The sequence below is a fragment of the Mesorhizobium sp. CU3 genome (assembly GCF_006442965.1).
Lineage (GTDB): Bacteria > Pseudomonadota > Alphaproteobacteria > Rhizobiales > Rhizobiaceae > Mesorhizobium.
The window spans coordinates 37,375-62,343 of the sequence record NZ_VFWX01000002.1; the positions used below are offsets into that span (position 1 = coordinate 37,375).

General features: G+C 63.4%; 28 protein-coding genes. 9 read left to right on the top strand and 19 right to left on the bottom strand.

The window, feature by feature from the left end; all coding sequences use genetic code 11:
- Positions 1 to 27 precede the first annotated feature (27 nt).
- The 4 genes from FJ988_RS03565 (at position 28) to FJ988_RS03580 (ending at position 3,025) form a co-directional block, all read left to right on the top strand.
- Positions 28 to 492 carry a RidA family protein gene (locus tag FJ988_RS03565; protein ID WP_140815389.1) on the top strand — a complete coding sequence of 155 codons (465 nt, stop codon included), beginning with the start codon at positions 28 to 30 and terminating at the stop codon, positions 490 to 492.
- An 8-nt stretch (positions 493 to 500) separates the two neighbouring features.
- A complete protein-coding gene (locus FJ988_RS03570; RefSeq protein WP_140815390.1) occupies positions 501 to 1,229 on the top strand; it encodes a glycerophosphodiester phosphodiesterase in 729 nt (242 codons plus the stop codon).
- A gap of 55 nt (positions 1,230 to 1,284) precedes the next feature.
- Entirely contained in the window at positions 1,285 to 2,499 is a 1,215-nt protein-coding gene (locus FJ988_RS03575; RefSeq protein ID WP_140815391.1) for a GNAT family N-acetyltransferase, read from the top strand.
- A 97-nt stretch (positions 2,500 to 2,596) separates the two neighbouring features.
- Positions 2,597 to 3,025: an HIT family protein gene (locus tag FJ988_RS03580; protein ID WP_140815392.1), complete on the top strand. Its 429-nt coding sequence runs from the start codon at positions 2,597 to 2,599 to the stop codon at positions 3,023 to 3,025.
- Between the two features lie 12 nt (positions 3,026 to 3,037).
- Here FJ988_RS03580 and FJ988_RS03585 read toward each other — a convergent pair whose 3' ends face one another.
- From FJ988_RS03585 to FJ988_RS03610, 6 genes are all read right to left on the bottom strand, one after another.
- A complete protein-coding gene (locus FJ988_RS03585) occupies positions 3,038 to 3,388 on the bottom strand; it encodes an AzlD domain-containing protein (RefSeq protein ID WP_140815846.1) in 351 nt (116 codons plus the stop codon).
- The gene (locus FJ988_RS03590; RefSeq protein ID WP_140815393.1) at positions 3,385 to 4,122 is read right to left on the bottom strand and encodes an AzlC family ABC transporter permease; all 738 of its coding nucleotides are present in this window, start codon (positions 4,120 to 4,122) and stop codon (positions 3,385 to 3,387) included. The genes FJ988_RS03585 and FJ988_RS03590 overlap by 4 nt, the downstream gene beginning before the upstream one ends.
- A 203-nt stretch (positions 4,123 to 4,325) precedes the next feature.
- Positions 4,326 to 4,970, bottom strand: coding sequence for a chloramphenicol phosphotransferase CPT family protein (locus tag FJ988_RS03595; protein WP_140815394.1), 645 nt, complete (start codon positions 4,968 to 4,970; stop codon positions 4,326 to 4,328).
- A gap of 46 nt (positions 4,971 to 5,016) precedes the next feature.
- A complete protein-coding gene (gene clpA, locus FJ988_RS03600) occupies positions 5,017 to 7,491 on the bottom strand; it encodes an ATP-dependent Clp protease ATP-binding subunit ClpA (protein WP_140815395.1) in 2,475 nt (824 codons plus the stop codon).
- A 6-nt stretch (positions 7,492 to 7,497) separates the two neighbouring features.
- A complete protein-coding gene (clpS, locus tag FJ988_RS03605) occupies positions 7,498 to 7,824 on the bottom strand; it encodes an ATP-dependent Clp protease adapter ClpS (RefSeq protein ID WP_040972327.1) in 327 nt (108 codons plus the stop codon).
- 277 nt (positions 7,825 to 8,101) lie between these two features.
- Positions 8,102 to 8,431, bottom strand: coding sequence for a phasin family protein (locus FJ988_RS03610; protein ID WP_059185707.1), 330 nt, complete (start codon positions 8,429 to 8,431; stop codon positions 8,102 to 8,104).
- A 286-nt stretch (positions 8,432 to 8,717) separates the two neighbouring features.
- On the opposite strand from FJ988_RS03610, the gene FJ988_RS03615 reads away from it, so the two are divergent.
- Positions 8,718 to 10,157, top strand: coding sequence for a D-alanyl-D-alanine carboxypeptidase (locus FJ988_RS03615; RefSeq protein ID WP_140815397.1), 1,440 nt, complete (start codon positions 8,718 to 8,720; stop codon positions 10,155 to 10,157).
- Positions 10,158 to 10,198: 41 nt separating this feature from the next.
- On the opposite strand, the gene FJ988_RS03620 is transcribed toward FJ988_RS03615, so the two are convergent.
- From FJ988_RS03620 to FJ988_RS03630, 3 genes are all read right to left on the bottom strand, one after another.
- On the bottom strand, positions 10,199 to 10,897 hold the full coding sequence (locus FJ988_RS03620; protein WP_140815398.1) for a molecular chaperone DnaJ: 699 nt from the start codon (positions 10,895 to 10,897) through the stop codon (positions 10,199 to 10,201).
- A 124-nt stretch (positions 10,898 to 11,021) separates the two neighbouring features.
- Positions 11,022 to 11,459: a DUF1489 family protein gene (locus tag FJ988_RS03625; RefSeq protein ID WP_140815399.1), complete on the bottom strand. Its 438-nt coding sequence runs from the start codon at positions 11,457 to 11,459 to the stop codon at positions 11,022 to 11,024.
- 84 nt (positions 11,460 to 11,543) lie between these two features.
- Positions 11,544 to 12,947 (bottom strand): L-serine ammonia-lyase, encoded by a 1,404-nt coding sequence (locus tag FJ988_RS03630; protein ID WP_140815400.1) that lies wholly within the window; start codon positions 12,945 to 12,947, stop codon positions 11,544 to 11,546.
- A 180-nt stretch (positions 12,948 to 13,127) separates the two neighbouring features.
- Here FJ988_RS03630 and FJ988_RS03635 point away from each other — a divergent pair, with 180 nt between their 5' ends.
- Positions 13,128 to 13,847, top strand: a complete 720-nt coding sequence (locus tag FJ988_RS03635; RefSeq protein ID WP_140815401.1) for a DUF599 domain-containing protein — start codon at positions 13,128 to 13,130, stop codon at positions 13,845 to 13,847.
- On the opposite strand, the gene FJ988_RS03640 is transcribed toward FJ988_RS03635, so the two are convergent.
- From FJ988_RS03640 to FJ988_RS03670, 7 genes are all read right to left on the bottom strand, one after another.
- On the bottom strand, positions 13,820 to 14,617 hold the full coding sequence (locus tag FJ988_RS03640) for a YdcF family protein (protein ID WP_140815847.1): 798 nt from the start codon (positions 14,615 to 14,617) through the stop codon (positions 13,820 to 13,822). The genes FJ988_RS03635 and FJ988_RS03640 overlap by 28 nt on opposite strands.
- A gap of 13 nt (positions 14,618 to 14,630) precedes the next feature.
- A complete protein-coding gene (locus FJ988_RS03645; RefSeq protein ID WP_140815402.1) occupies positions 14,631 to 15,416 on the bottom strand; it encodes a hypothetical protein in 786 nt (261 codons plus the stop codon).
- A 100-nt stretch (positions 15,417 to 15,516) separates the two neighbouring features.
- Positions 15,517 to 17,082, bottom strand: a complete 1,566-nt coding sequence (locus FJ988_RS03650; RefSeq protein WP_140815403.1) for an amidase — start codon at positions 17,080 to 17,082, stop codon at positions 15,517 to 15,519.
- Positions 17,082 to 17,540 (bottom strand): GNAT family N-acetyltransferase, encoded by a 459-nt coding sequence (locus FJ988_RS03655; protein WP_140815404.1) that lies wholly within the window; start codon positions 17,538 to 17,540, stop codon positions 17,082 to 17,084. Before FJ988_RS03655 ends, FJ988_RS03650 begins: the two co-directional genes overlap by 1 nt.
- 3 nt (positions 17,541 to 17,543) lie before the next feature.
- Positions 17,544 to 17,831: an Asp-tRNA(Asn)/Glu-tRNA(Gln) amidotransferase subunit GatC gene (gatC, locus tag FJ988_RS03660; RefSeq protein ID WP_140815405.1), complete on the bottom strand. Its 288-nt coding sequence runs from the start codon at positions 17,829 to 17,831 to the stop codon at positions 17,544 to 17,546.
- A 103-nt stretch (positions 17,832 to 17,934) separates the two neighbouring features.
- The gene (locus FJ988_RS03665) at positions 17,935 to 18,321 is read right to left on the bottom strand and encodes a hypothetical protein (RefSeq protein WP_246688429.1); all 387 of its coding nucleotides are present in this window, start codon (positions 18,319 to 18,321) and stop codon (positions 17,935 to 17,937) included.
- Between the two features lie 119 nt (positions 18,322 to 18,440).
- On the bottom strand, positions 18,441 to 19,148 hold the full coding sequence (locus FJ988_RS03670) for a metal-dependent hydrolase (protein WP_140815407.1): 708 nt from the start codon (positions 19,146 to 19,148) through the stop codon (positions 18,441 to 18,443).
- Between the two features lie 169 nt (positions 19,149 to 19,317).
- Between FJ988_RS03670 and ruvX the strand changes: the two genes are divergently transcribed.
- Positions 19,318 to 19,800, top strand: a complete 483-nt coding sequence (gene ruvX / locus FJ988_RS03675) for a Holliday junction resolvase RuvX (protein ID WP_140815408.1) — start codon at positions 19,318 to 19,320, stop codon at positions 19,798 to 19,800.
- On the opposite strand, the gene FJ988_RS03680 is transcribed toward ruvX, so the two are convergent.
- The 3 genes from FJ988_RS03680 to FJ988_RS03690 all read right to left on the bottom strand — a co-directional run bounded on the left by FJ988_RS03680 (position 19,742) and on the right by FJ988_RS03690 (position 22,426).
- Entirely contained in the window at positions 19,742 to 20,083 is a 342-nt protein-coding gene (locus tag FJ988_RS03680; RefSeq protein WP_140815409.1) for a DUF6105 family protein, read from the bottom strand. The two genes, ruvX and FJ988_RS03680, sit on opposite strands and share 59 nt — an antisense overlap.
- Positions 20,083 to 20,640, bottom strand: coding sequence for a hypothetical protein (locus FJ988_RS03685; RefSeq protein ID WP_140815410.1), 558 nt, complete (start codon positions 20,638 to 20,640; stop codon positions 20,083 to 20,085). The genes FJ988_RS03680 and FJ988_RS03685 overlap by 1 nt, the downstream gene beginning before the upstream one ends.
- A gap of 157 nt (positions 20,641 to 20,797) precedes the next feature.
- The gene (locus FJ988_RS03690) at positions 20,798 to 22,426 is read right to left on the bottom strand and encodes a DNA alkylation response protein (RefSeq protein ID WP_140815411.1); all 1,629 of its coding nucleotides are present in this window, start codon (positions 22,424 to 22,426) and stop codon (positions 20,798 to 20,800) included.
- A gap of 162 nt (positions 22,427 to 22,588) precedes the next feature.
- Here FJ988_RS03690 and FJ988_RS03695 point away from each other — a divergent pair, with 162 nt between their 5' ends.
- Together FJ988_RS03695 and FJ988_RS03700 are read left to right on the top strand one after the other, a co-directional pair.
- The gene (locus FJ988_RS03695; protein ID WP_140815412.1) at positions 22,589 to 23,554 is read left to right on the top strand and encodes an aspartate carbamoyltransferase catalytic subunit; all 966 of its coding nucleotides are present in this window, start codon (positions 22,589 to 22,591) and stop codon (positions 23,552 to 23,554) included.
- Complete coding sequence (locus FJ988_RS03700; RefSeq protein WP_140815413.1) at positions 23,551 to 24,837, top strand: dihydroorotase; 1,287 nt, start codon at positions 23,551 to 23,553, stop codon at positions 24,835 to 24,837. Before FJ988_RS03695 ends, FJ988_RS03700 begins: the two co-directional genes overlap by 4 nt.
- Positions 24,838 to 24,969 lie beyond the last annotated feature (132 nt).

Consider the following 24,969-nt stretch of genomic DNA (forward strand, 5'->3'; position numbering starts at 1 on the left):
GGCGCCTTCCAGCAATAGGGAAAACCAATGAGCGAAACAATCGAAAAGCGGCTAAGCGATCTTGGCGTCACTCTGCCGGCCGCCGCAGCACCCGCCGCCAACTACGTTCCCTATTGCCGCACCGGCAACACGCTGTTCACCGCCGGGCAATTGCCGCTCAAGGACGGCAAGCTGCAGGCAAGCGGGCTGCTCGGCCGCGATATCGATACGGCCACCGGCAAGGAAGGCGCCAAATTCTGCGCCATCAACATCCTTGCGCAGGCCAAGGCCGCGCTCGGCGATCTGGAGAAGATTCGCCGCCTGGTCAAGATCACGGTCTTCGTGGCCTCGGCGCCGGATTTCGTCGAGCAGCATCTCGTCGCCAACGGCGCCTCCGATTTCCTGGTCGCTGTGCTCGGAGAGCGCGGCAAACATGCCCGTTCGGCCGTCGGCACCGCCTCGCTGCCGCTCAACGCCGCGGTCGAGATCGAAGCGATCTTCGAAGTCGAGTGAGGCCTGAAATGACCGATCTTTCCTGGCTGATTGCCCGCCCGGTCGCGCATCGCGGCTTCCACGACATGAACAAGACGCGCTGGGAGAACACGCTGTCGGCCTTCGCCGCCGCGGCCGAGCGCGGCTATGCCATCGAATGCGACGTCCACATCTCGGCCGACGGCGTTCCGATCATCATCCACGACAACGACCTGAAGCGCCTGACCGGCCAGGACGGCTTCATCTGGCAGCGCACCGCCGCCGAGCTGACGGCGCTCAAGGTCGGCGGCACGAAGGACCACCTGCCGACACTGCAGGAAGCGCTCGACCTGATCGACGGCCGTGTGCCGCTTGTGGTCGAACTGAAAGGCGTTCCCGGTCATGACAAGGGCCTGGTGGCGAGCGTCGGCCGGCTGCTCAAGCGCTACAAGGGCAAGGTCGCAATCATGTCTTTCGACCATTGGCTGATCCGCGACTTCGCCAAGGACGCGCCTGGCATTCCGGCCGGGCTCACCGCCTACGGCAAGGACAACCAGCTGATCGAAGCGCATTTCGCCATGCTCGCGCACGACCTCGCCTTCACCTCCTATGCCGCCGGCGATCTGCCGAACCCGTTCGTCAGCTTCGTGCGCGAAAAGCTCAAAATGCCGGTGATCACCTGGACCGTGCATGACCAGCCGGCGGTCGACCTCACCTTCAAATACGCCGACCAGATGACCTTCGAGGGCTTTGAGCCCGACCTGGTGAAAGTCGCCTGAACTGAGTACCTCAAACGTGACTTGTAGCGGCTCGGGCGAAGCTTAAATAAGCCCCATGGATCAAGGTGACGACGATGATGGACGGGCGGCGAATGCGGACTATGCGGTCCGCGTCGCCGCAGGCATCGGCGCCTTCACCTGCGAGGAATGGAACGGCTTTGCTGGGACCACGCGCGACGATACTGAAAACGGCTACAACCCGCTGGTTTCATTCGCTTTTCTGAGCGCATTGGAGGATTCCGGCTGCGCCGTGCGGCGCACCGGTTGGCAGGGGCACCATCTGAGGCTGGAGACCGCGCAAGGCAGACTGCTCGGCGCGGTGCCCTGCTATCTCAAATCGCACAGCCAGGGCGAATATGTCTTCGACCACGGCTGGTCCGACGCTTTCGAACGCGCCGGCGGTCGCTACTATCCAAAACTGCAATGCTCGGTGCCGTTCACGCCGGTCACCGGCCCTCGCCTGCTGGTCGGCAAGGGCGAGAATGAAGGCGCCGTGAAGGCCGGCCTCGCCGAGGGCCTGAAACTGGTGACCGACAAGCTCGGCGTTTCGTCCGCGCACGTCACCTTCGCCAGTGAGCCTGATGTCGCCACACTGGAAGCAGCCGGCTTCCTGCACCGCACCGACCAGCAGTTCCATTTCTTCAACGAAGGTTTTTCGACCTATGACGACTTCCTCGCCACGCTCGCCTCGCGCAAGCGCAAGGCGATGAAAAAGGAGCGCCGCGAGGCGCTGGCCGACGGCATCTCGATCGACTGGCTGACCGGCAAGGACATCACCGAGCACGCCTGGGATGATTTCTACGCCTTCTACATGGATACCGGCGGCCGCAAATGGGGCCGGCCCTATCTCAACCGGCAGTTCTTCTCGCTGATCGGCGAGCGCATGGCCGACGACATCCTTCTGGTGATGGCCAGACGCAATGGCCGCTACATCGCCGGCGCCATCAACTTCATCGGCTCCGATGCGCTCTACGGCCGCAACTGGGGCTGCATCGAGGACCACCCCTTCCTGCATTTCGAGGTCTGCTACCACCAGGCGATCGACTTCGCCATCGAGCGCAAGCTGAAGGTGGTCGAGGCCGGCGCGCAGGGCGAGCACAAGCTGGCGCGCGGCTACCGGCCGGTGACCATGCATTCGGCGCACTATATTTCTCACCCCGGCCTGCGCAACGCCGTCGCCGACTATCTGAGGCGCGAACGGCGCGAGGTCGAGCGCATGGGCGAGTATCTCGAAGAGCACACGCCCTTCCGCAAAGATCTCCAGGATTAATCATTCGGCTGCGCATGGCGACCAGCGTCAACGCGCCTTGCTGCCAAGTGACGGCTTCGCTACACCGGGCGGCAACCCCACGATCGGAGCGTCCGCCATGGCCGAAGCCTATGATCCCGGCAACATCTTCGCCAAAATCCTGCGCGGCGAGATTCCGTCGCACCGCGTCTATGAGGACGATGCCGTCGTCGCCTTCATGGATGTGATGCCGCAAGGGACCGGCCACACGCTGGTGGTGCCGAAAGCGCCCTCGCGCAACCTGCTGGACGTCGACCCGGCAACGCTCGGCGCCTTGTTCACGGTCGTGCAGAAAGTGGCGGTGGCCGTGAAAAAGGCTTTCAACGCCGACGGCGTCACCCTCATGCAGTTCAACGAGCCGGCTTCCGGGCAGACCGTCTACCACTTGCATGTCCACGTCGTTCCGCGCTTCGAAGGCGTGCCGCTCAAGCCGCATACTGGACAGATGGAAAAGCCGGAAATTCTCGCCGAGAACGCCGGCAAGATTCGGGCGGCTTTGGCAGGCTGACGCGGCGAGCAATTAAAAGTTCAGATAAAGTCCTGCCAGCAACAGAAGCTCGGCGGTGGCGATGCCGGCGATCATCCGCTTTCCCCACGCCAGATAGACGGCGAAACCCAGGGCCGCCGCCGCTATCCTCAAGGCGAACGAAGTGTGCGCAAGCGCCCCGCCTGGAAAGACAATGAGATTGCCGATGACGCCCGCTACGAGCGCCGTCGCCATGGTGCGAACCAGCACCAACAGGTCTGAATCTTCGGAAAGCTTGCCGCCGAGATAGACACCGAGGAAGCGCCAGACATCGGTCGCGGCGAACCCGGCGACGAGAATGAACAGGTATGGCCACCACCAGGCGCCGTTGGAAAAGTAACTCACGCCACGCGCGCCTTGCGCCGCCACAAGTGCCAGCCATAGGCCGCCGTTCCGCCAATCAGTCCGGCAACCAGCAAATCGATCTGTGGCAACACGATGTGGAAGACCGGTCCTAGGACGAGGCCCAGGATCATTGCCATATGTCCTGCCCGTTCGCGTGCGGAACCCCACAACGAGGTCAGGAAATACATCGGCGTCAGCATCAGCAAAGCCGCCGAAATCGCGGACGGCAGCGCATCCGCCACCGCGTAGACGACGGTTACCACGATCATGTTCGTCGTCACCAGCGTGCCGCCGAGCCCAGCATAATATGTCGTTCGCATGTCAGGCGGGACGCGCTTCAGGCGTTCCATTGCCAGCACCCACGAGGTCACGGCGACGAAATGCGCCAGCACATAGAGCACCCATTGCCGGGTCTTCCCAGCGCGCATCTCTGGCATCAGCGCCATCACCATCGGCATCAGCCGTATGGCGGACAAGGTGACGGCGAACATCGCCGCGGGCAGCGCCGCTCCCGATACGATCGCGCCAACCAGCACGACCATGGATGGCAGCGCCCACACTGCTCCGACCATGAAAGCGGCCTGCGTCACGGTGACCCCTGCGTCCTTGGCTAATGCGGCAAAGCCGATGAACGAGCTGATGAGGATCAGGCCAGGCAGAGAATAGGCTGCGCGAACACCACGCAGGAACCATGTGGAACGAGGCACTGTGACGTCCGAAGTCCAAGTCGACATGTGCCGGCATAGCATGCGCGGCCATGGGATGCGACCGCACCAAAAGCCGCCGATCGCCTTTCCATTGATCCACGAAACTTGTGGCAGTCGGCCCTGGTCGCGTCGGAGACGACCTGGCAGGACACCAGCTACCAGTGCAGCGACAGTCCATGGTCGAAAATCTCGGTAGGATTAGCGTGGTGCCGGGGAATTGACCTCTACTTTCAGCCAATCGGCAATTGCGCCAGCGTACGGAACGCCAATGTCTCTAGTCCGCCGGCAAGGCGCTGCCGTATTGCCTCGGCGCAATCCTTCGGGCTCAGCAGCGACGTATCGACCTCCAGGTCGTAGATGCCGGGTCTGTGTACCTCGTCCTGCCATCGTCGCACCGGCAGCGGCAGCGGATCCTGCTTCGACGCGACGACATAGGCTCCTTCCGCTGCGGCGGCACGCCGCTGCAGGATGATGTCTATCGGGCAACGGACGCCGACAAACAGCACCGGCAGACCAGCCAGGCGCCTCGCGCATTGCGGAAGAATCTGCAGCGGAGTGGAATAGGCATCGTGATGGCCGACATCTGCGACGACGTTCAAGCCGAGTCGGCTATGCGTCGCGATCGATTCGTAAAGGGCTGCATAGAAGCACGACACGAACGCTTCGAGATCGGGACGCTCGCCGCCGGGGCGCAGTCCAATTCCCGGCAGGAGTTCAGGCGGCGTGATGCGCGCATAAGCGTCAACGCCGAGATTCATCCAGACACCGTCGAATGTTTGCTGGATCGCCCCGGAAATACTCGACTTTCCCGCACGTGGCGCGCCGTTGAGGATAATGATCTGCCCGGTTTCCACCCGCTCTTCTCCTTGCAACATAAAAGCCCCGTCGCCGGGGCTTTTATGCAATTCGGGATAAGGCTGATCAGCCTTTGCTGCGCGGCAACTGCGGCACCAGGCTGCGCTTGCTGCTGCCGTCTTTGCCCTTAGGTTCCGGCTTTTGCGTCACGGCCTTCTTGGCAACCGGCTTCTTGGCCACTGCCTTGCGGGGTTTCGGTGCCTCCGCCTCTTCCGGCTCCTGCTTAGGCTGCACCGGCGCCTCGTCGGCGAGCGATTCGAGCTTCAGGCCGGTTTCGCCGGTTTCCTTCTTCTCGACGGTGACGCGCACCGTGCCGCCCTTCTTGAGCTTGCCGAACAGCACCTCGTCGGCCAGCGGCTTCTTGATGTGCTCCTGGATGACGCGGCCGAGCGGCCTGGCACCCATGCGCTCGTCATAGCCCTTGTCGGCCAGCCAGGCGATCGCGTCCTGCGACAGGTCGAAGGTGACGCCACGCTCGGAGAGCTGCGCCTCGAGCTGCATGACGAACTTCTGCACCACCTGGTGGATCACCGGCACCGGCAGCGAGCCGAACGGGATGATCGCATCGAGACGGTTGCGGAACTCCGGCGTGAACAGCCGGTTGATCGCCTCGACGTCGTCGCCTTCGCGCTTGGTCGAGCCGAAGCCGATCGCCGCGCGTTGTGCATCCGAAGCGCCCGCATTGGTGGTCATGATCAGGATCACGTTGCGAAAATCGATCTGCTTGCCGTTGTGATCGGTCAGCTTGCCGTGGTCCATCACCTGCAACAGGATGTTGAACAGGTCCGGATGCGCCTTCTCGACCTCGTCGAGCAAGAGCACGCAGTGCGGATGCTGGTCGACCCCGTCGGTGAGCAGGCCGCCCTGATCGAAGCCGACATAGCCGGGAGGCGCACCGATCAGCCGCGAGACGGTGTGACGTTCCATATATTCCGACATGTCGAAGCGGATCAGTTCGACGCCCAGCGAGGCGGCAAGCTGCTTGGCAACTTCGGTCTTGCCGACGCCGGTCGGGCCCGAGAACAGGTAGGAGCCGATCGGCTTTTCCGGTTCGCGCAGGCCGGCGCGCGCCAGCTTGATCGCCGAGGTCAGTGCGGTGATCGCGGTGTCCTGGCCGTAGACGACGCGCTTCAATTCGACATCGAGGCCCTGTAGCACCTTCTCGTCGTCGGCCGAAACCGTCTTCGGCGGGATGCGCGCCATGGTGGCGATGGTCGCCTCGATCTCCTTGATGCCGATCGTCTTCTTGCGCTTGGCCTCGGGCACCAGCATCTGCGAGGCGCCGGTCTCGTCGATCACGTCGATCGCCTTGTCCGGCAACTTGCGGTCGTTGATGTAGCGTGCCGAAAGCTCCACCGAAGCCTTGATCGCCTCGCTGGTGTAGCGGACCTTGTGGAACTCCTCGAAATAAGGCTTCAGGCCCTTCATGATCTCGATGGCGTCCTCGATGGTCGGCTCGTTGACGTCGATCTTCTGGAAGCGCCGCACCAGCGCGCGGTCCTTCTCGAAGAACTGGCGGAACTCCTTGTAGGTGGTCGATCCAATGCAGCGTATGGCGCCGGACGACAGCGCCGGCTTCAGAAGGTTCGACGCATCCATGGCGCCGCCCGACGTCGCCCCTGCCCCGATCACGGTGTGGATCTCGTCGATGAACAGCACCGCGCCCGGATAATCCTCGAGCTCCTTGACGACCTGCTTCAGCCGCTCCTCGAAGTCGCCGCGATAGCGCGTGCCGGCCAAGAGCGTGCCCATGTCGAGCGCGAAGATGGTGGCATCCTGCAGCACTTCCGGCACATCGCCTTCGACGATGCGCTTGGCCAGGCCCTCGGCGATCGCCGTCTTGCCGACGCCGGGATCGCCGACATAGAGCGGGTTGTTCTTGGAACGGCGGCACAGCACCTGGATGGTGCGGTTGATCTCGCTGTCGCGGCCGATCAGCGGATCGATCTTGCCGGCGCGGGCCTTGTTGTTGAGGTTGACGCAGTAGGCGGTCAGCGCGTCCTGCTGCTTCTTCTTGCCGTTGTCCTCCTGCGGCTCGGCGCCGCTCTGGCCACCCTGCTCGTCCTCGGCGCCGCGTGGCGTGCGCTGCTCCGAAGCGCCCGGGCGCTTGGCGATGCCGTGCGAGATATAGTTGACCGCGTCGTAACGGGTCATCTGCTGTTCCTGCAGGAAATAGGCGGCATGGCTCTCGCGCTCGGCGAAGATGGCGACGAGCACGTTGGCGCCGGAGACTTCCTCGCGACCGGACGACTGCACATGGATCACCGCGCGCTGGATAACGCGCTGGAAGCCTGCGGTCGGCTTGGAATCCTCGTCGTAACCGGTGACGAGGTTGTCGAGCTCGGTGTCGATATAGGTAAGAACCGTGTGCTTGAGCTCATCGAGGTCGACGTTGCAGGCGCGCATCACGGCGGCTGCCTCGGTGTCGTCGATCAGGGCGAGCAGCAAATGCTCGAGCGTCGCATACTCATGATGCCGCTCGTTGGCGAATGTGAGCGCCTGATGTAGCGCCTTTTCCAGGCCTTGGGAGAAAGCCGGCATGTTACCTCACTTCTTCTCCATCACGCATTGCAGCGGATGCTGATTCTGTCGGGCGAAATCCATGACCTGAGACACTTTGGTCTCGGCCACCTCGAATGTATAGACCCCGCACTCGCCCACTCCATGATTGTGAACATGCAGCATGATGCGTGTGGCGGCTTCGCGATCCTTCTGGAAAAAACGTTCCAGCACATGAACGACGAACTCCATGGGCGTGTAGTCGTCGTTAAGGATGAGGACACGGTAGAGGCTGGGTTTTTTGGTCTTGGTCTTGGTGCGCGTGATGACGGCGGTGCCGCGACCGGGATCGTTGCGGTCGCCGTCACTTTGCATTCGCACCACGTGTGCCGTGGCAGTGTAGCCAGTCGTCACTTAGTCCTGCCTCTTCCGATCCTCATGCGAATTCAACATGTAGGTGTTCGATGGCCGATTTTAAGCCCTTCTGTTTAGCTGACAATATGGCTAGGTGGGCAAACCTCAGCGAATTTCTCAATCGTGAATGCCGCGGGCGGCACAGGGTTGCGATTGAGCAAGAAAAAACCCGGCCGCGCTTCCGCGACCGGGTCCTTTGACAGGCCGGTGGGCCTGAATCCGATGAGATCGGACGAAATTACTTCGCCTTGGCGACGACCGATTCGAACGGCTTGTAGGCTTCCTTGGCGAGCTCGGCATAGAGGTTGCCGATCTTGCTGGCCTCGGCCACGAAGCTCTCATAGCTCTGCTTGGCGTAGTCGGTCTGGATCTCGATAGCCTTCTCGATCGACTTGGCCGAGAACAGCTTCTCGACGGCGGCGCTGCCGGCCTCGAAGCTCTTCTTGGTGTATTCGCCGGCCTCGGTAGCGATCGCCTGCGCGCCCTTGGTGAGCGAGGCGAAGCTCTTCAGCCCGGTGTCGGCAAATTCCTTGCCGTATTTCGTGAAGTCCTCATAGGTCTGGGTCATTTCATTCTTCCCTTGGTTGAAACGCCCTTTGGCCCCGGGCGCCCTTGTGCAATGCACCTCAATATATTGTGCGATGCACAAAAGTCAAGAATCCCTTGGGGTACACGGGCTTCAGCGCCGGCGGCCGGTACAAATCGATTAAAGAGAAGCTCGATTTGCCGAAAAAGTGTGAACGCGCTGGTTACCATAAACGGATTGGTAACGCTGCCCGCGATAGCTTGTCCGGAAGCGAGGTTGGCACTCCCTCTGCCGCCTCCGGGGCAACGAAAATTCAGGGTAAGTAGCGGTGCGTCAGGCGTTGACGGGGTTCGTCTCCAAATCTTCTCTCTCCCTCAAGGCGATCATGATCGCCGCGCTGGCGGTGACGATCGTCGCCGCCGATGTCGCGTCGGCCCTTGCCGCGCGCTCCGCGGCCATCGTGATCGACGCCAAGACGGGCAAGGTTCTCTATTCGGCCGACGCCAACGGCCGCCGCTATCCCGCCTCGCTCACCAAGATGATGACGCTCTATCTCACCTTTGAAGCGATGGCGAAGGGCAGGATCAGCAAGAACACGCCGGTTCCGTTTTCCGCGCACGCTTCCGCCGAGGCGCCGACCAAGCTTGGCGTGCGCGCCGGCAGTTCGGTTCCGGTCGAGATCGCGATCCTGTCGATCGTGACGAAATCCGCCAATGACTCGGCGACCGCTCTCGGCGAAATGCTCGGCGGCAGCGAAGAGAATTTCGCCCGCATGATGACGGCCAAGGCGCGCCAGCTCGGCATGAACGGCACCGTCTTCCGCAACGCCAACGGCCTGCCCGACCCCGGCCAGTTCACCACCGCGCACGACATGGCGATGCTGGGCATCGCGCTGCGCGAGCACTATCCGCAATATTACGGCTATTTCTCCCAGCGCTCCTTCCTTTACGGCCGCCAGCGCATCAACGGTCACAACCGCCTGCTCGGCCGCATCAAGGGCGTCGACGGCATCAAGACCGGTTACACCCGCGCTTCCGGTTTCAACCTCGTCTCCTCCGTCGCCGACGGCGATCGCCGCCTCGTCGCGGTTGTGATGGGCGGCACGTCCGGCCGCAGCCGCGACAACCAGATGGCCGCGCTGATCAACACCTACATGCCGCGCACCTCGACCCGCGGCGGCGGCAACCTGATTGCCAAGGCCGGCGGCGATAATCCGATCAAGACGCTGGCTAAGGTCTTGCTGCCGAGGCATGACGCGCCGACGCCGGATGCCAAGCCGGTAACCGACGACACCGTTGTCGCCTCGGCCGACGACGGTGTCGCTTCGGCCGACGACGCCCAGAGCGATACCCAGCAGGTTGCCGAAGAGACCAAGCCCGTCATCAAGGTCAAGAAGGTGAAGACGATCGCTGTGGCCGCCATGGCGCCGGCTCCGAAGCCTCAGGACACCACAGTCGCGGCCTATGCCGAACCGGCATCCGCCGCTCCGGCAATCGACCCGGTCCAGACCGCGTCCGTGCCGTCCGGCTGGGTGGTGCAGGTCGCCTCGTCGCCGACGAAATCGGGCGCCCAGAGCCTGCTCGACCAGACCGCCAAGCAGGCGCCGAGGATCCTGGCCGATGCGTCGGGCTTCACCGTCGCTTTCGACAAGGACGGCACCACCTTCTACCGCGCTCGCTTCGGCGGTTTCGACTCTAAGAGTGCCGCGTGGAAGGCCTGCGATGCGCTGAAGCGCAAGAAAATCTCGTGTTACGCCGTCGAGCAGTAGGCGGTGCCTGAAACTCCCGGAAAGTTCAGCGTCGAAGGAGACTAGTCGTGATTGGAGAGCAGGACGTCCTTGGCTTCATTGATCCGCGCCGCCAGGACAGACGTGCCGCCGATATCGGCGTTCAGGCGCTGCATCAGGCGGCGGTGCGCCTTGCGGATATCCGCCGCGGCGGCCCCCGCTTCAAGACCAAGGATCTTGTAGGCCTCCTCCTTAGTCATGGCGCCCGCACCTGGCGCAACACCCAGCCCTTCGCCACCGTGCGGCTGCGCGTCCTTGCGCCAAATGGGAAAACGGCCGTCAAGATACGTCTCTAGAAGCTGGCGGCTTTCCGGGTCGGGGCTGAGCTCGCCGTAAAGCCGCTGCAGGTCGGCAATGCCCATGGCGCCGAGCATCTTGCCTTCGTAGCGCCCGGCAAGCACAAGCCCTTCCAGCTTGCCGCTGTCGTGATCGAGGTCCATCTCCAGCGCCGCCGTGCGCACCGTCGAATGTTTCGCGGCCGCTGCTCTTGCCGCCGGCCGCCGGGTGCGGATCCAGCCGACCCAGGCAAGCGCTGCCAAAAGCAGCAGCCCGCCGATGAGGCTGCGACCGAAGATCAGCATCGGCGCGCCGACAAGGCCAAGCAGTGCCGGCCCGAGCGACCTCAGACCGTCCGCCATCCTTGCCGGATCGGCGCGCACGAAAAGCATCGCGGCACCGAAAAGCACCACGAGGATTGCCGCCAACGCGAGGATCACGCCCATCGGTTTGCGCCGTCATGCGAATGGGTAAGCATGACAATGAGGATGGGGCTTGGGTCCGGCCCTTGCAAGCCCCAGGTAGGACCAGGCGAAGGGCCAGCGGCAAAACCGGTAGTTGCGCCCGCCGCTACAACAGGCCGAGATCGGCAAGCTCCAGCCTGAGCTTCGGCGGCATTTCGGCGAGCGCCGCCCTGCCCTTGCCGAGATCGGCGGGCGCGTCGGCGGGCTTGAGATAGCGCCAGCCCTGGAAGGCACGGCGCGGCTGCCATTCGGTCCGCACGACCTCGGGGCCAAGCACCAGATGACAGCGGCCGATGCCTTCGCCGTCGGTGAAGGGCCGGATCTCGGTGATCAACTGCCGGCACTGGACGCTGCCCTTGATCACCCAATAGAGCGAGCCGCCATCGGTGACCTCGTCGCCCCGTGTCGGTACCATGCGGGTGGTGTGCCAGTGTTCGGCCGGCTCGCCGGCCCGCCGCCGCTCGTCGAGGCGGAAAGCGATCCACTCTTCCAGATCCTCGACGCTGTCGCAGCCGACACAGAGTTTTAGGATGTTGAGAGACATGGCCCAAGATTTAGCTGTCGGGGCAGAACCGTCAACGCCTTGGGCGACTTCTCCACAGGGCCAGTCACGTCTGAAAGTGGGGCCTCAGCACTCCACGACATTGACCGCCAGCCCGCCCAGGCTGGTTTCCTTGTATTTCTCATTCATGTCGAGGCCGGTCTGGCGCATGGTCTCGATCGCGGCGTCCAGCGGCACGAAATGCGTACCGTCGCCCTTGATGGCGAGCGAGGCAGCCGTCACGGCCTTGACCGCGCCCAGCGCATTGCGCTCGATGCAGGGCACCTGCACCAGGCCGCCTACTGGGTCACATGTCATGCCGAGGTGATGCTCCAACGCGATCTCGGCGGCATTCTCGACCTGTTCGGGCGTGCCGCCCATGACGGCGCAAAGGCCCGCCGCAGCCATCGCCGAAGCCGAGCCCACCTCGCCCTGGCAGCCGACTTCGGCGCCCGAGATCGAGGCGTTCGACTTGATGATGCCGCCGACAGCGGCCGCACTGAGCAGGAAGTCGCGGATGCTCGGCTGGTCGGCTTCAGGGTGAAAATGCAGCCAGTAGCGCAGCACGGCCGGCAGCGTGCCGGCGGCACCATTGGTCGGCGCCGTGACGACGCGGCCGCCGGCGGCGTTCTCCTCGTTGACGGCCATGGCATAGATCGACAGCCAGTCATTGGCGAGCAATGGGTTGGGCCGGTTCTGCTGCCACTGTTCCTGCAGCTTGTCGTGTAGCTGGCGCGCGCGGCGCCGCACCTTGAGCCCACCCGGCATGATGCCGTCCTGCGACAGGCCGCGGTCGATGCAGCCCTTCATGGCGCCCCAGATCGCGTCGAGGCCAGCGTCGAGCTCCTCGCGCGACATATGCTTTTCCTCGTTGGCGCGCTTCATCTCGGCGATCGAAAGCCCGCTCTTGGCCGCCATCGCCAGCATCTCGACGGCGTTCTTGAAGGGATACGGTACCTTCCTGCCCTCGGTCGTCACCGAGCCCTTGGCCTTCATGCGCTGCAACTCTTCCTCGGAGACGACGAAGCCGCCGCCGATCGAATAATAGATGCGCCTGAGCAGCAGCCGGTCGGAATTGTCATAGGCATAGAAAGCCATGCCGTTGGCATGACCGGCCAGCGGAGTCTTGCGGTCGAGCACGAGGTCCTTGGCGGGATCGAAGCGGTAGGCCGGGTGCCCTGGCGGCGAGATGCGTTTGTCGGCACAGATCCGGGCCACGATGCCGTCGGCCTCGTCCGGATCGACGGTCTGGGGCGTCTGGCCGGCAAGCCCGAGAATGACGGCGCGGTCGGAACCATGGCCGATGCCGGTATAGGCGAGCGAGCCGTGCAGGCTGGCGCCGATGCGATCGACCTTCACGCCGGCCGGACGCGGCCAGTCGCCGCTGACGATCTCGTCCAGGAAGCGGCGCGCAGCCGTCATCGGCCCCATCGTGTGCGAACTCGACGGGCCGATGCCGATCTTGAACAGGTCAAAAACCGAAAGAAACACTGCGCTTCTGTCTCCGGATAGCTGGTCGAACTCACATATAGGAATTCCGATGATGTTTGTGCTGTTTTGCGTGTCGCGGCGCAACGTCAGCCGACCTTGTTTGCTCCGCCAGCGACATCGGCGGTCTCGGCCGCATCAACCCGTCGAAGCGCCGGCCCGCCTTATGATAGAAGGAACCGCATGGGCGATTCACTGCATCTTTCGGCGGCCGATCTCGCAGCACTTGGCTTCTTCCTGGTGGTCTGGGTGCTGCATACCTATGCCTCCGACGGTAAGCTGGTCAGCCGCATCTCGCTGTCCAGGGCAATGAACGTCCATCGCGAGGCCTGGATGCGCAACATGGCCGAGCGCGAGGTGCGCATCGTCGACACCGCCATCATGAGCGGCCTGCAACAGGGAACCGCCTTCTTCGCTTCCTCTTCGCTGATCGCGCTCGGCGGCTGCTTCGCGCTGCTTGGCGCATCGGACCGCGTGCTTCAGGTGCTGGCCGACCTGCCGTTCGGCGCGGCTTCGACACGCGAAGCCTTCCAGACCAAAGTGTTCGGCCTGGTGCTGATCCTGGCCTTCGCCTTCTTCAAATTCGGCTGGGCCTACCGGCTGTTCAATTACTGCACGATTCTTATCGGCGCCGTGCCGACGCCGCATGGCGCGGCCTCGCGCAACCCGGTCACCGAGACAGCGGTATGGCGCGCGACGCGGATGAACGTGTTGGCCGGCAAGCACTTCAATTCCGGCCTGCGCGCCGTCTTCTTCTCGATCGGCTATCTCGGCTGGTTCGTCGATCCGGTGGTTTTCGTGATGTCGACGGTGCTGTTGCTCGCGGTGCTGGTGCGCCGCCAGTTCTTCTCGGCCGCGCGGCAAGCGGTGATCGGTCAGCCGCCCGGCCCGGGGAAGAACTGATCGATTTTGCCGGAGAGCCGGTAGGCGAACAGGCCGATCCATTCGCGAACCGCGATGTTGGTCGTCTGCAGCGCGTCGATCGGATTGTCGCGGTAGACACCGACGCCCTCCCGCCCTGAGGTGCGATAATCGACCGGCCATGGAATGGTCGCGAAGCCCGCCTTGTCGAACAGCGCCTTGGCGCGCGGCATATGGAAGGCGGAGGTGATCAAAAGCCAGGTCTCGCCGGGCTTCGGAGCGACCAAGCTGCGGCTGAAGACGGCATTCTCATAGGTGTTGCGCGATTTGTCCTCGAGGATCAGGCGGTCGGCCGCAACGCCGAGAGCGCCGAGCAGGCGCGGTGCGGTGTCGGCATCGCCCTCGCCGTCGAGGAAAAGCGAGCCGTTGCCGCCCGAAACCACGATCCGGGCGTTTGGAAAGCGCCGGGCAAGGATCGCCGTCTCCACCATGCGGTCGCCGCTGCTGTTCAACTCATAACCGCCGCGCGCGAGGTTGATGGCGCCCTCGAAGCCGCCGCCGAGCACGACGATGCCGTCGACTTTTTCCGGCAGTGCGGGCTTCGAAAAGCGTTCTTCCAGCGGCGTCAGCATCATCGCCCCGACCGAGGTCCAGGCCGACAGCGCCAGGATCAGGAAGGCGACCACACTGCTGGTTGCAGCCAGCTTACGGCGGCCGAACAGGCCCATGAGCAGCCCGGCAAACAGCAGGAAGATCGCCAGGTTGACCGGCTGGATGAAGAACCAGAAGACCTTGGAAAGATAGAAAAACAGACCTGATTTCCTTTTACACGCGGCGGAAAAAATACCATCCGTCGCCGAGAGAGCGAACGACGATATATCCGCCCTCCGAAATTGGCGGGACATCCTCAGGGCGCGTCACGTGAAGATACCCAATTTCGTAGTGAGGTGAGTCAAACGCCAGAATCAAGGCAAAACAATCAGCGAAGCCGCAACTTTCCGTTTCGTCTCCGCCGATGCCGTTTTTCAGATCGACATACTCGATTGAAGCCTCGTCAAGCAGATCCTTGTAACCAAGCGCATCATGATCGATATTCGGATATTGACTTCTTCCATGAATCCTAACCTTGTCACGTATCCTATCGATGGTTTCTCTCTTCTTACGGAAATGAGCAATCAGCACATCATCGGTAGACGCAACAAGCACCGCATGGGAGTGTATCCACTCCGCTCTCTTGAGAGTGACGGACGACGTATTTGTCATATCGGCGGCAGATTGAGACAGACCATATCTGAAGCTCATGCGCGCTGGTTTCGGCATCGCGTTCGCCGACCCTGAAATACCCCAGCTTTCCCCATCCCTGACCAGATAGACGTATAGGTTCATCCTCTGAGCGGGGAGCTGTTCCTTGAAGTAGGCTACCTCCGGAGCAATCGCGGTGAGGCTCACAACCGCGCGGTTGCTCTGATTGCTGACCAATTCGTAGTTTAGGGGCTCAATCAGATTTTTCGCCAACTCACGCTGAACAAACCCAACGGGGTCCTCAGCCGCAGCCGCCGCCATGGGTGCAATTGCGGCAATGATCAATGCGAGCAAGGCTTTTGAGTGCATCGGCTCCCCCATTTACCCAAGTCAAATCAGAGGAGCATGATTGACATAGTAAGTCATAATTGGAAATATTCTTGTGGCTTCCAGTACAGACGTTGGGTAGCTACCACCACTTTTCCGGCTGAAATTTGCCCGCCGCCTGCTCGATCACATGCGCCGTCTGGAACAGCGTCTCCTCATCGAACGGGCGGCCGATGAGTTGCAGGCCGAGCGGCAGGCCCTTGCCATCCAGGCCTGCCGGCACCGCGATGCCGGGAAGGCCGGCCATGTTCACCGTCACCGTGAAGATGTCGTTGAGATACATCTTCACCGGGTCGGAAGCCATGTCCTCGTCGGCGACGCCGAAGGCGGCTGACGGGGTAGCCGGCGTCAGGATGACGTCGACCCCTGCGGCAAAGACGTTTTCGAAGTCGCGCTTGATCAGATTGCGCACCTTCTGCGCCTGCAGGTAATAGGCATCATAATAGCCTGCCGACAGCACATAGGTGCCGATCATGATGCGGCGCTTGACCTCGCGGCCGAAGCCGGCGGCGCGGGTCTTCTCATACATGTCGATGATGTCCTTGCCCGGCACGCGCAGGCCGTAGCGCACGCCGTCATAGCGCGCGAGGTTCGAGGACGCCTCGGCCGGCGCCACGATGTAATAGGCAGGCAGCGCGTATTTGGTGTGCGGCAACGAGATGTCGACGATCTCGGCGCCGGCGTCCTTCAGCCAGGCAATGCCCTTCTGCCATAGCGCCTCGATATCTTCCGGCATGCCGTCGACGCGGTATTCCTTCGGAATGCCGACCTTCATGCCCTTGATCGGCTTGCCGATCGCCGCCTCGTAGTCCGGCACCGGGCGGTCGACCGAGGTCGTGTCCTTCGGGTCGACGGAAGCCATCGACTTCAACAGGATCGCGGCGTCGCGCACGTCGCGCGCGATCGGGCCGGCCTGGTCGAGCGACGAGGCAAAAGCGACGATGCCCCAGCGCGAGCAGCGGCCATAGGTCGGCTTGATGCCGACCGTTCCGGTGAAAGCCGCGGGCTGGCGGATCGAGCCGCCGGTGTCGGTGGCGGTGGCGCCGGCGCACAGGAACGCAGCCACCGACGATGCCGAGCCGCCGGACGAGCCGCCGGGCACCAGCTGGGCGTTATCCAGCGTACGCGCGGTCTTGGTGCCGCCGGCGGAGACGAAGCCGCCATCGCCCTGATGCGTCGTCGGCATCACGACCGTGTCGAGCCGCGAGCGCCGCCACGGATTTATGACCGGGCCGTAGTACGAAGTCTCGTTGGACGAGCCCATGGCGAACTCGTCCATGTTGAGCTTGCCGAGCATGACAGCGCCGTCGGCCCACAGGTTCGAGGTCACGGTCGACTCATAGCGCGGCTTGAAACCGTCCAGCACATGGCTGCAGGCCTGTGTGTGGATGCCTTCGGTGGCGAACAGGTCCTTGATGCCGAGCGGGATGCCTTCCAGCGCACCGCCCTCGCCCTTGGCGAGCTTCGCGTCGGAGCTCTTCGCCATGTCGCGCGCCTTGTCGGCGGTCACCGTCACATAGGCGTTGAGCACCGGATTGGCGCGATCGATGGCCGAAAGATAGGCCTCGGTGATCTCGGCGGCCGAGATCTCCTTGCCGCGCAGCTTGGCGCGGGCCTCGGAAATGGTGAGATGGGTGAGATCGCTCATCAGGCAAGGCTCTTTTCGTAAAACACCGACCATTCGGAGTCGGGATAATCCAGCACCGGTCCGCAACGCGAGAAGCCGGCGCGCTCATAGACGGTCCAGGCGGCGGGGTGACGATCGCCGGTTTCGAGCACCAGCCGCGTCAGCCCTTCCTGCCTGGCCAACGCCTCGACCCGTCCGACGATTTGCGCGCCGATCTTTTGGCCGCGATGCGACGGGCGCGTGTACATGCGCTTGACCTCGCCAGTCGCCGCGTCATGGCGCTTCAGCGCGCCGCAGCCGACGGCAATACCGTTGTCGCGGGCGATGAACACGGTCGTATCCTCGCCGGCCATCTGCTCGACGGTGAGATGATAGCAATGCTCCGGCGGCGTCAGCTCGAGCAGCGCCGCGTTGAGCTCGCCGACCAGCGCGCGCACGTCGTCCTGCAAGGGCGTCTCGACGGCGATCTCGACAGCCACGCTTTACTCCACCACCTTCGGAACGAGGAAGAAATTCTCTTCCGTGGCCGGCGCGTTGGCGACGATATCGGCGGCCTTGTTGCCGTCGGTGACGCCATCCCGGCGCTTCTTCATCTCCATCGGCGTCACCGAGGTCATCGGCTCGACGCCCTTGACGTCGACCTCGTTCAATTGCTCGACGAAGCCGAGGATGGCGTTCAATTCGCCGGTCATGCGCTGGGCATCCTCCTCGCTCACCGCAATGCGGGCAAGGCGCGCGACGCGCTTCACGGTCTGAAGATCAACGGACATGTTCTATCGCCTCGGGAAAACCAGAGCGGGCTATAGCGGCGCGGCGCTTGGCGCGCAACATGGATCATGTCGGTTCCGACCGCCACGGCGGTTGCCCGTTCGGCTACTGGGGCAGCGCCACGCCTTCGCAATGGTAGTAGCTGCCGCCGTTGCCGGACTCACCCTCGTCGTCGACCGGCCGAACCGAGACAAGGTCAATCTGCTTTGCATTGACCTGAGTGACCGAAAGCACGTCCGGAAACACATGGTCGGGTTCCTGGCAGATCGCGGTCACGGCCCAGCTCGGCGCGCTTTGTGCCTTGGTGACTTGGAGGAACTCGCAATTATACTCGACGCTTTGCAATCCCTCGGCCGTCAGCACGATGTTGCCGGCGTCGATCACGGTCTGCAGCGTCTCGTTCTTGGCCTTGCCGCAGAGTTCCTCGGATTGCAGGTAGACGCCTTCGATGAAATCGTCGGCCGCCGGCGCGGGCGTTGCCGCGACCAGCATCGAAACACAAAGTGTCCGCCTCAAAGCCATGTTTTCATTCCGCAATCGATGAACCGAACAGAGCAATTCCAGAAAGAGTGTGAGTGGTTTTCCGTCTGGAATTGCGTAAAACGAAGAGGCTAGATGGTGATCGCCTTGCCGATCTCCGGCAACGCCACCTTGACGCCAGAGCCTTCCATGCCCGCGACGAATTTGTCGGCGGTCTGGTCGATCATCGGGAAGGTGCCGAAATGGCAGGGCACGACGGTATCGAAGCCGAAAAAGCGGCGGCAGGCAAGGGCCGCCACGGCGCCGCCCATGGTGAAACGGTCGCCGACAGGCACTATGCCGATCTTCGGCTCATGCAGCTCGTTGATCAGCGCCATGTCTGAGAAGATGTCGGTGTCGCCCATGTGATAGAGCGTCTTGTCGTCCGCGAAATGCAGGACGAGGCCGCCAGGATTGCCGAGATAGGTGTTGGTGCCGCCTTCACCGCCGAACGAGGAAGAATGTATCGCCTGGACGAAAGTGGTGGTGAATGGGCCACAGTCGACGGTGCCGCCGAGATTGCCCGGATTGATCTTGTCGCCGCTCACACCCTTGCCGACCAGGAACATGCAGATCTCGTAGTTGGCGACCAGCATGGCACCACTCTTCTTGAGCACCTCGAGCGCGCCGTTGGCATGGTCGTTGTGGCCGTGGGTCAGGAGCACATGGGTGACGCCTTCGGCCGGACCTTCCCAGCCGCCCGTCCACGAAGGATTGCCGACCAGATAGGGGTCGATGAGAATGGTGGCGTCCTTGGTCTCGACGCGGAATGCCGAATGTCCGTACCAGGTCAGTTTCATGAATGCTTTCCTCGATTTTCAAGTCGCCGGAGGATAGAACGCTTCCGGCAAATTGAAAGTGGCGCGCCGCTCCTGAACGTCAAAAGGATGTGACGCCTCGAGCCGTTCCAGGAAAAGTGTGATCGGATTTCCGTCCGGCACGGCGTGAAAACAAAAACAGGGGAAGCCGTTGGGCGTTATTTCAGTTGAGGAGTTGCCGCAGCTTCTTATCGGCGGCAAGACGCTCGCCGGCCTCGACCTCGGCGACAAGACGATCGGCGTCGCGGTGTCGGACCGCGGGCTTGCCTTTGCCCATCCCCGCCCGGTGATCCTGCGCAAGAAATTCTCCATAGACGCAGCGCAGCTGCTCGCCCAGTTGGAAAAGGACAATGTCGGCGCGATCGTGCTCGGCCTTCCGGTCAACATGGACGGCTCGGAAGGGCCCCGCGCGCAGAAATCCCGCGCCTTCGTCCGCAACATGGCGCCGCTCTCCGGCTTGCCCTTCGTGCTGTGGGACGAGCGGCTGTCGACGGTGGCGGCGGAACGCACGCTGATCGAGATGGATTTCTCGCGCAAGAAACGCGCCGGCAAGATCGATTCGGCGGCCGCCGCCTTTATTCTGCAGGGAGCGTTGGACCGGCTTCAGTCGCTCGGCCGAGACGATCCGCGCTGACGGTACCCTGCCGCCGCTGCCTGATCCATTCGGCGATGTTGCGCCGGCGGCGGAAGGCCCAGAGCCCCATCAGCAGGAAAAAGTCGAAAACGCAGGTCCGCGCCACCATGCCCGGGATGATGGCCGGGTCGATGCCGAGCATCTGGCCATAAAGCTGGAAAGCGAAATCGTGCAACTGCCGGCTCAGCATCACATAGCCGAAATTGATGTCGTTGAGCGACAGGAAGTACCATCCCCAGAAGATCGCCATCGGCGCGGCCCAGAGGGTGAAGATCGTGCGCATCAGCGGCGGCCTCCAGGCTTGGTTTCCGGTCGACCGGAGATTCGCGAAAGCAGCGAGCTGTGCGCGGCGCCCATCGCCATGCGCGTGGCGGCGCGGACATCGCTCTCGTGCAAAGCCATCGCATTGGTGACCGAGCGGCGCTCGGCGAGCACCGCGACATAGGAAGCCAGCAGCGCCGTCATCTGGATGGCAATGATCATGAACAGCCCGGCGATGCCTTGCGCGACGCCGCCGATAAGGATGAGCGAGAGCAGGAACGAGGCCGAGATGAAGGCGATGCGCATCACGCTTTCGCCCGCGTCCGGCCTTGCCGTAGCGTTGAGCAGCGTTTCGACGAAAGCCCAGCAGAACAGCACGGCGACGATCAGAAGCGCGATCGAGAGCGGCGCGACGACAGCGATATGTTCGAGCTGCGGAAACCGGTCGCCCTGGATCGAAACGCCGAGAACGCCGAGCGCCGTAGCAATGCCCTGGCTGCCATCCATGCAGATAAAGGCCAGCAGGGCGAAGACCACCGCCCAATGCAAGGCCAGAAATGAGCTCAACACGTGCCGCATGCGCTTCTCGTTTGGCGAAGCCCAGGAAGGTCATGGTTAACCTTTCCCTACTCCAGCGCTCAGAGAGTGGGCTTTGTGAAGGCCTCTCGCAATCTAAACCATTTGTTAAGGTTAACGGCCATCCACAGGCGGCCAATTCTGCCTCGATCGAGCGCGTTCAGGTCGTCGGCGGATAGAGCGTGTCGATGATCATGCGCGCGTCGTGGCGCGAATCGAGCATGCCGTAGGTGGTGCGCCACTGGCCGCCGAGGCGTGTCTCGACGAAGGCGTCGGCGATCCGCCCCGCCCCCAGCCGGCGAAGCTCTGCCGCTGCCGCCGACAGCGCCAGTTGTTCAGTCAGCAGCCGCGCGGATCCGTCGTCCGTCGAGGCCACCTGCATCGCCGCTTTGAGCACGCCGATGGTGCCGCGGCCGCCGGCGCCAAGGTCGCGGTCGATGCCGACCAGCACTTCCTCGAACAGGCCCGGCGCGCGGCCGAGCACGCGCAGCACGTCGAGCGCCATGACATTGCCCGAGCCTTCCCAGATCGCGTTGACCGGCGCCTCGCGGTAATAGCGGGCGAGCGGCGCTTCCTCGACATAGCCGTTGCCGCCAAGGCACTCCATCGCCTCGTAGAGCAGCGCCGGCGCGATCTTGCAGACCCAGTATTTGACCACCGGCGTCATGGCGCGGGCAAAGGCCGCCTCGCCGCGATCGCTCGCCGCCTCGTCGAAGGAGCGCGCCAGCCGGAAAGACAGCGCCGTCGCGGCGGCGACGTCGAGCGCCATGTCAGCCAGCACCCGCTGCATCAATGATTGGTCGATAAGGTTGGCGCCGAACACCTGGCGATGGCGGGTGTGGTGCACAGCCTCGGCCAGTCCCGCACGCATGATTGCCGACGACGCGACGGCGCAGTCGAGCCGCGTCAGCGTCACCATGTCCATGATCGTCTTCACGCCCGCGCCCGGGTCGCCGACCATCTCGCCTATGGCGTTGACGAACTCCACTTCCGACGAGGCGTTGGAGCGGTTGCCGAGCTTGTCCTTGAGCCGCTGGAAGCGGAAGCCGTTGCCGGAGCCGTCGCCGAGGATGCGCGGCACGAGGAAGCACGACAGCCCCTCCGATGCCTGGCCGAGCACCAAAAAAGCATCCGACATCGGCGCCGACATGAACCATTTGTGCCCGGTCAGACGATAGAAGCCGTTGCCGGTGCGCTCTGCCCTGGTGGTGTTGGCGCGCACGTCGGTGCCGCCCTGCTTCTCGGTCATGCCCATGCCGAGGGTGAGCCCGGTCTTCTGCACCGGCGGCTTTTGCGTCTGGTCGTATTTGCGCGTCGTCACGCGCGGCGCCCATTCGCGGAACAGCTTCGGGCTTGCCATCAGCGCCGCAAGCGAGGCGTTGGTCATGGTGATGGGGCACAGATGCCCTGTCTCCAGCTCAGCAGTCAGGTAGAAGCGCGCCGCCCTCACCTGGTGGCGGCGACCGATCTCGGCATCGCCGTTCTCCCAGACCGAGGAATGCAGGCCGCCGGCCACCGAGCGGCGCATCAGCGCGTGATAGGCCGGATGATATTCGACGAGATCAAGACGCCGGCCCTGGCGGTCATGCGTCCGCAATTTCGGCGTGTCGGTGTTGGCGAGGCGAGCGAGCTCCTGCGCCTCCTGCGTCATGACGAACTTGCCGAGCGCATCGAGGTCCTTGCGCACCGGATCGGAAAAACGCTCGGCAAGCTGGATGAGCAACGGATCGCCCCGCCATGCGTTGCCGCCCGTCAGCGGCGGCGGCTGGTTGATCACCTCGTCGGTCACGCGTCTTCCTTACATCCCAAGGCCGCGATCACGAATCCGGGGCCATCCGGCCTTATAGCCCAAGCATTGCGGGGCGCGCGACGAAAATACCGGGGAGAAAGCCCGCAATCCAAAGCTGGCGCTTGCGGCTGGCCGGAGCGCACCCTATAGCAGCGCCTTGAGATGACCGACGCTTCGTCCCTGCCGCTCTTTCCCCACCGCCATCTTCTGGGCATCCGCGATCTTTCCCCGGCCGATATCGAGCTTTTGCTCGATCGCGCCGACCGGGCCGTGGCGATCTCGCGCCAGCCCGAGAAAAAAACCACGACGCTGCGCGGCCGCACTCAGATCAACCTGTTCTACGAAGCCTCGACCCGCACGCAGTCGTCCTTCGAGCTCGCTGGAAAACGCCTCGGCGCCGACGTCATGAACATGTCGGTGGCAAGCTCTTCGGTGAAGAAGGGCGAGACGCTGATCGACACCGCCATGACGCTCAACGCCATGCGGCCGGACATCCTGATCATCCGCCACCAGTCGGCTGGCGCCGCGGCACTGCTGGCGCAAAAAGTCGGCTGCTCGGTGGTCAATGCCGGCGACGGCGCGCATGAACATCCGACGCAGGCGCTGCTCGACGCGCTGACCATCCGCCGCGCCAAAGGGCCGCTGTCGAAGCTGATCGTGGCGATCTGCGGCGATATCCTGCATTCGCGCGTCGCGCGCTCCAACATCATGCTCCTGAATGCGCTGGGCGCGCAGGTGCGCGTCGTGGCGCCCTCGACGCTTCTGCCTTCGGGCATCGACCGGATGGGCGTGATCGTATCGCGCTCGATGGCCGAGGGCCTCAAGGACGCCGACGTGGTGATGATGCTGCGCCTGCAGCGCGAGCGCATGGAAGGCGCCTTCGTGCCCTCGACCCGCGAATATTTCCGCTATTTCGGTCTCGACGCCGAGAAGCTGAAGGCCGCGAAGGAGGATGCGCTGGTCATGCATCCCGGCCCGATGAACCGCGGCGTCGAGATTGCCTCCGAGATCGCCGACGGACCGCAAAGCGTCATCCAGGAACAGGTCGAGATGGGCGTCGCCGTGCGCATGGCGGTGATGGAAGCCCTGCTTGATCCGCGCCGCAACCACGAGGGGCGCGGCGCATGAGCGTGACGGTCTTCAATAAGGCGCACATCGTCGACCCCTCGCGCGGCATCGATGAGATCGGCAGCGTCATCGTCGACGGCAAGAAGATCGTCGCGGCTGGAAAGGCCGCCTTGAATCAGGGGGCGCCCGAAGGCGCCACGATCGTCGATTGCGCCGGCAAGACGGTCATCCCCGGCCTTGTCGACGCGCGCGTCTTCATCGGCGAACCCGGGGGCGAGCATCGCGAGACGATCGCCTCGGCCAGCGTCGCGGCCGCGGCCGGCGGCGTGACCTCTGTCGTCATGATGCCCGACACCAATCCGGTGATCGACAATGTGGCGCTGGTCGAATTCGTGCTGCGCACCGCGCGCGACACGGCAAGCGTCAACATCTTCCCGGCCGCCGCGATCACCAAGGGTCTCGAAGGCCGCGAGATGACCGAGTTCGGCCTGCTGCGCGAGGCAGGTGCGGTCGCCTACACCGACGGCCGCCACACCATCGACAATGCGCTGGTGATGCGCCGAGCGCTGACCTATGCGCGCGATTTCGGCGGCGTCATCGCGCATGAGACGCAGGATGCCGACCTCGCCTCGTCAGGCGTCATGAATGAAGGCCTTTATGCAAGCTGGCTCGGCCTGTCGGGCATCCCGCGCGAGGCCGAGCTCATCCCGCTGGAGCGGGACCTGGCGCTGGCGCGCCTGACCGGCGGCGCCTATCACGCGGCCAAGATTTCGTCCGCGATGGCCGCCGGCGCCGTGAATCGGGCCAAGACGGATGGCGCCAATGTCACGGCGGGCATCGCCATCCACAATCTGTCGCTCAACGAGAACGATGTCGGCGAATACCGCACCTTCTTCCGGCTGACCCCGCCCTTGCGCGCCGAGGACGATCGCCTGGCGATGATCGAGGCGATCAAGGACGGCACGATCGACATCATCGTCTCCTCGCACGACCCGCAGGACGTCGACACCAAGCGCCTGCCCTTCGCCGACGCCGCCGCCGGCGCGATCGGTCTGGAGACGCTGCTCGGGGCGGCACTGCGGCTCTATCACAATGGCGATGTGCCGCTCATCAGGCTGATCGAAACGCTGTCCACAGCGCCGGCAAGATTGTTCGGCCTGCCGGGCGGCACGCTGAAGCCTGGCGCGCCGGCGGATCTGGCAATCGTCGATCTCGACGAACCCTGGATCGTCAGCGAAAGCGGCCTGCACTCGCGCTCTAAGAACACCTGCTTCGAGGGCGCGCGCCTACAAGGCAAGGTTCTGCGGACCATGGTCGCGGGCCGTACAGTGTTTTCCGCATAAACCAATCATCGCTCTATCAGCTACTCCCTGCAGCACACTTCGATGCCAATCATAGAGTTGCTTGGCGAACCCTCTCGACTCTACCATTATGCCAAGTTGCGGCTTGAGCAGGCCTTGCAAATTATGGTTGCA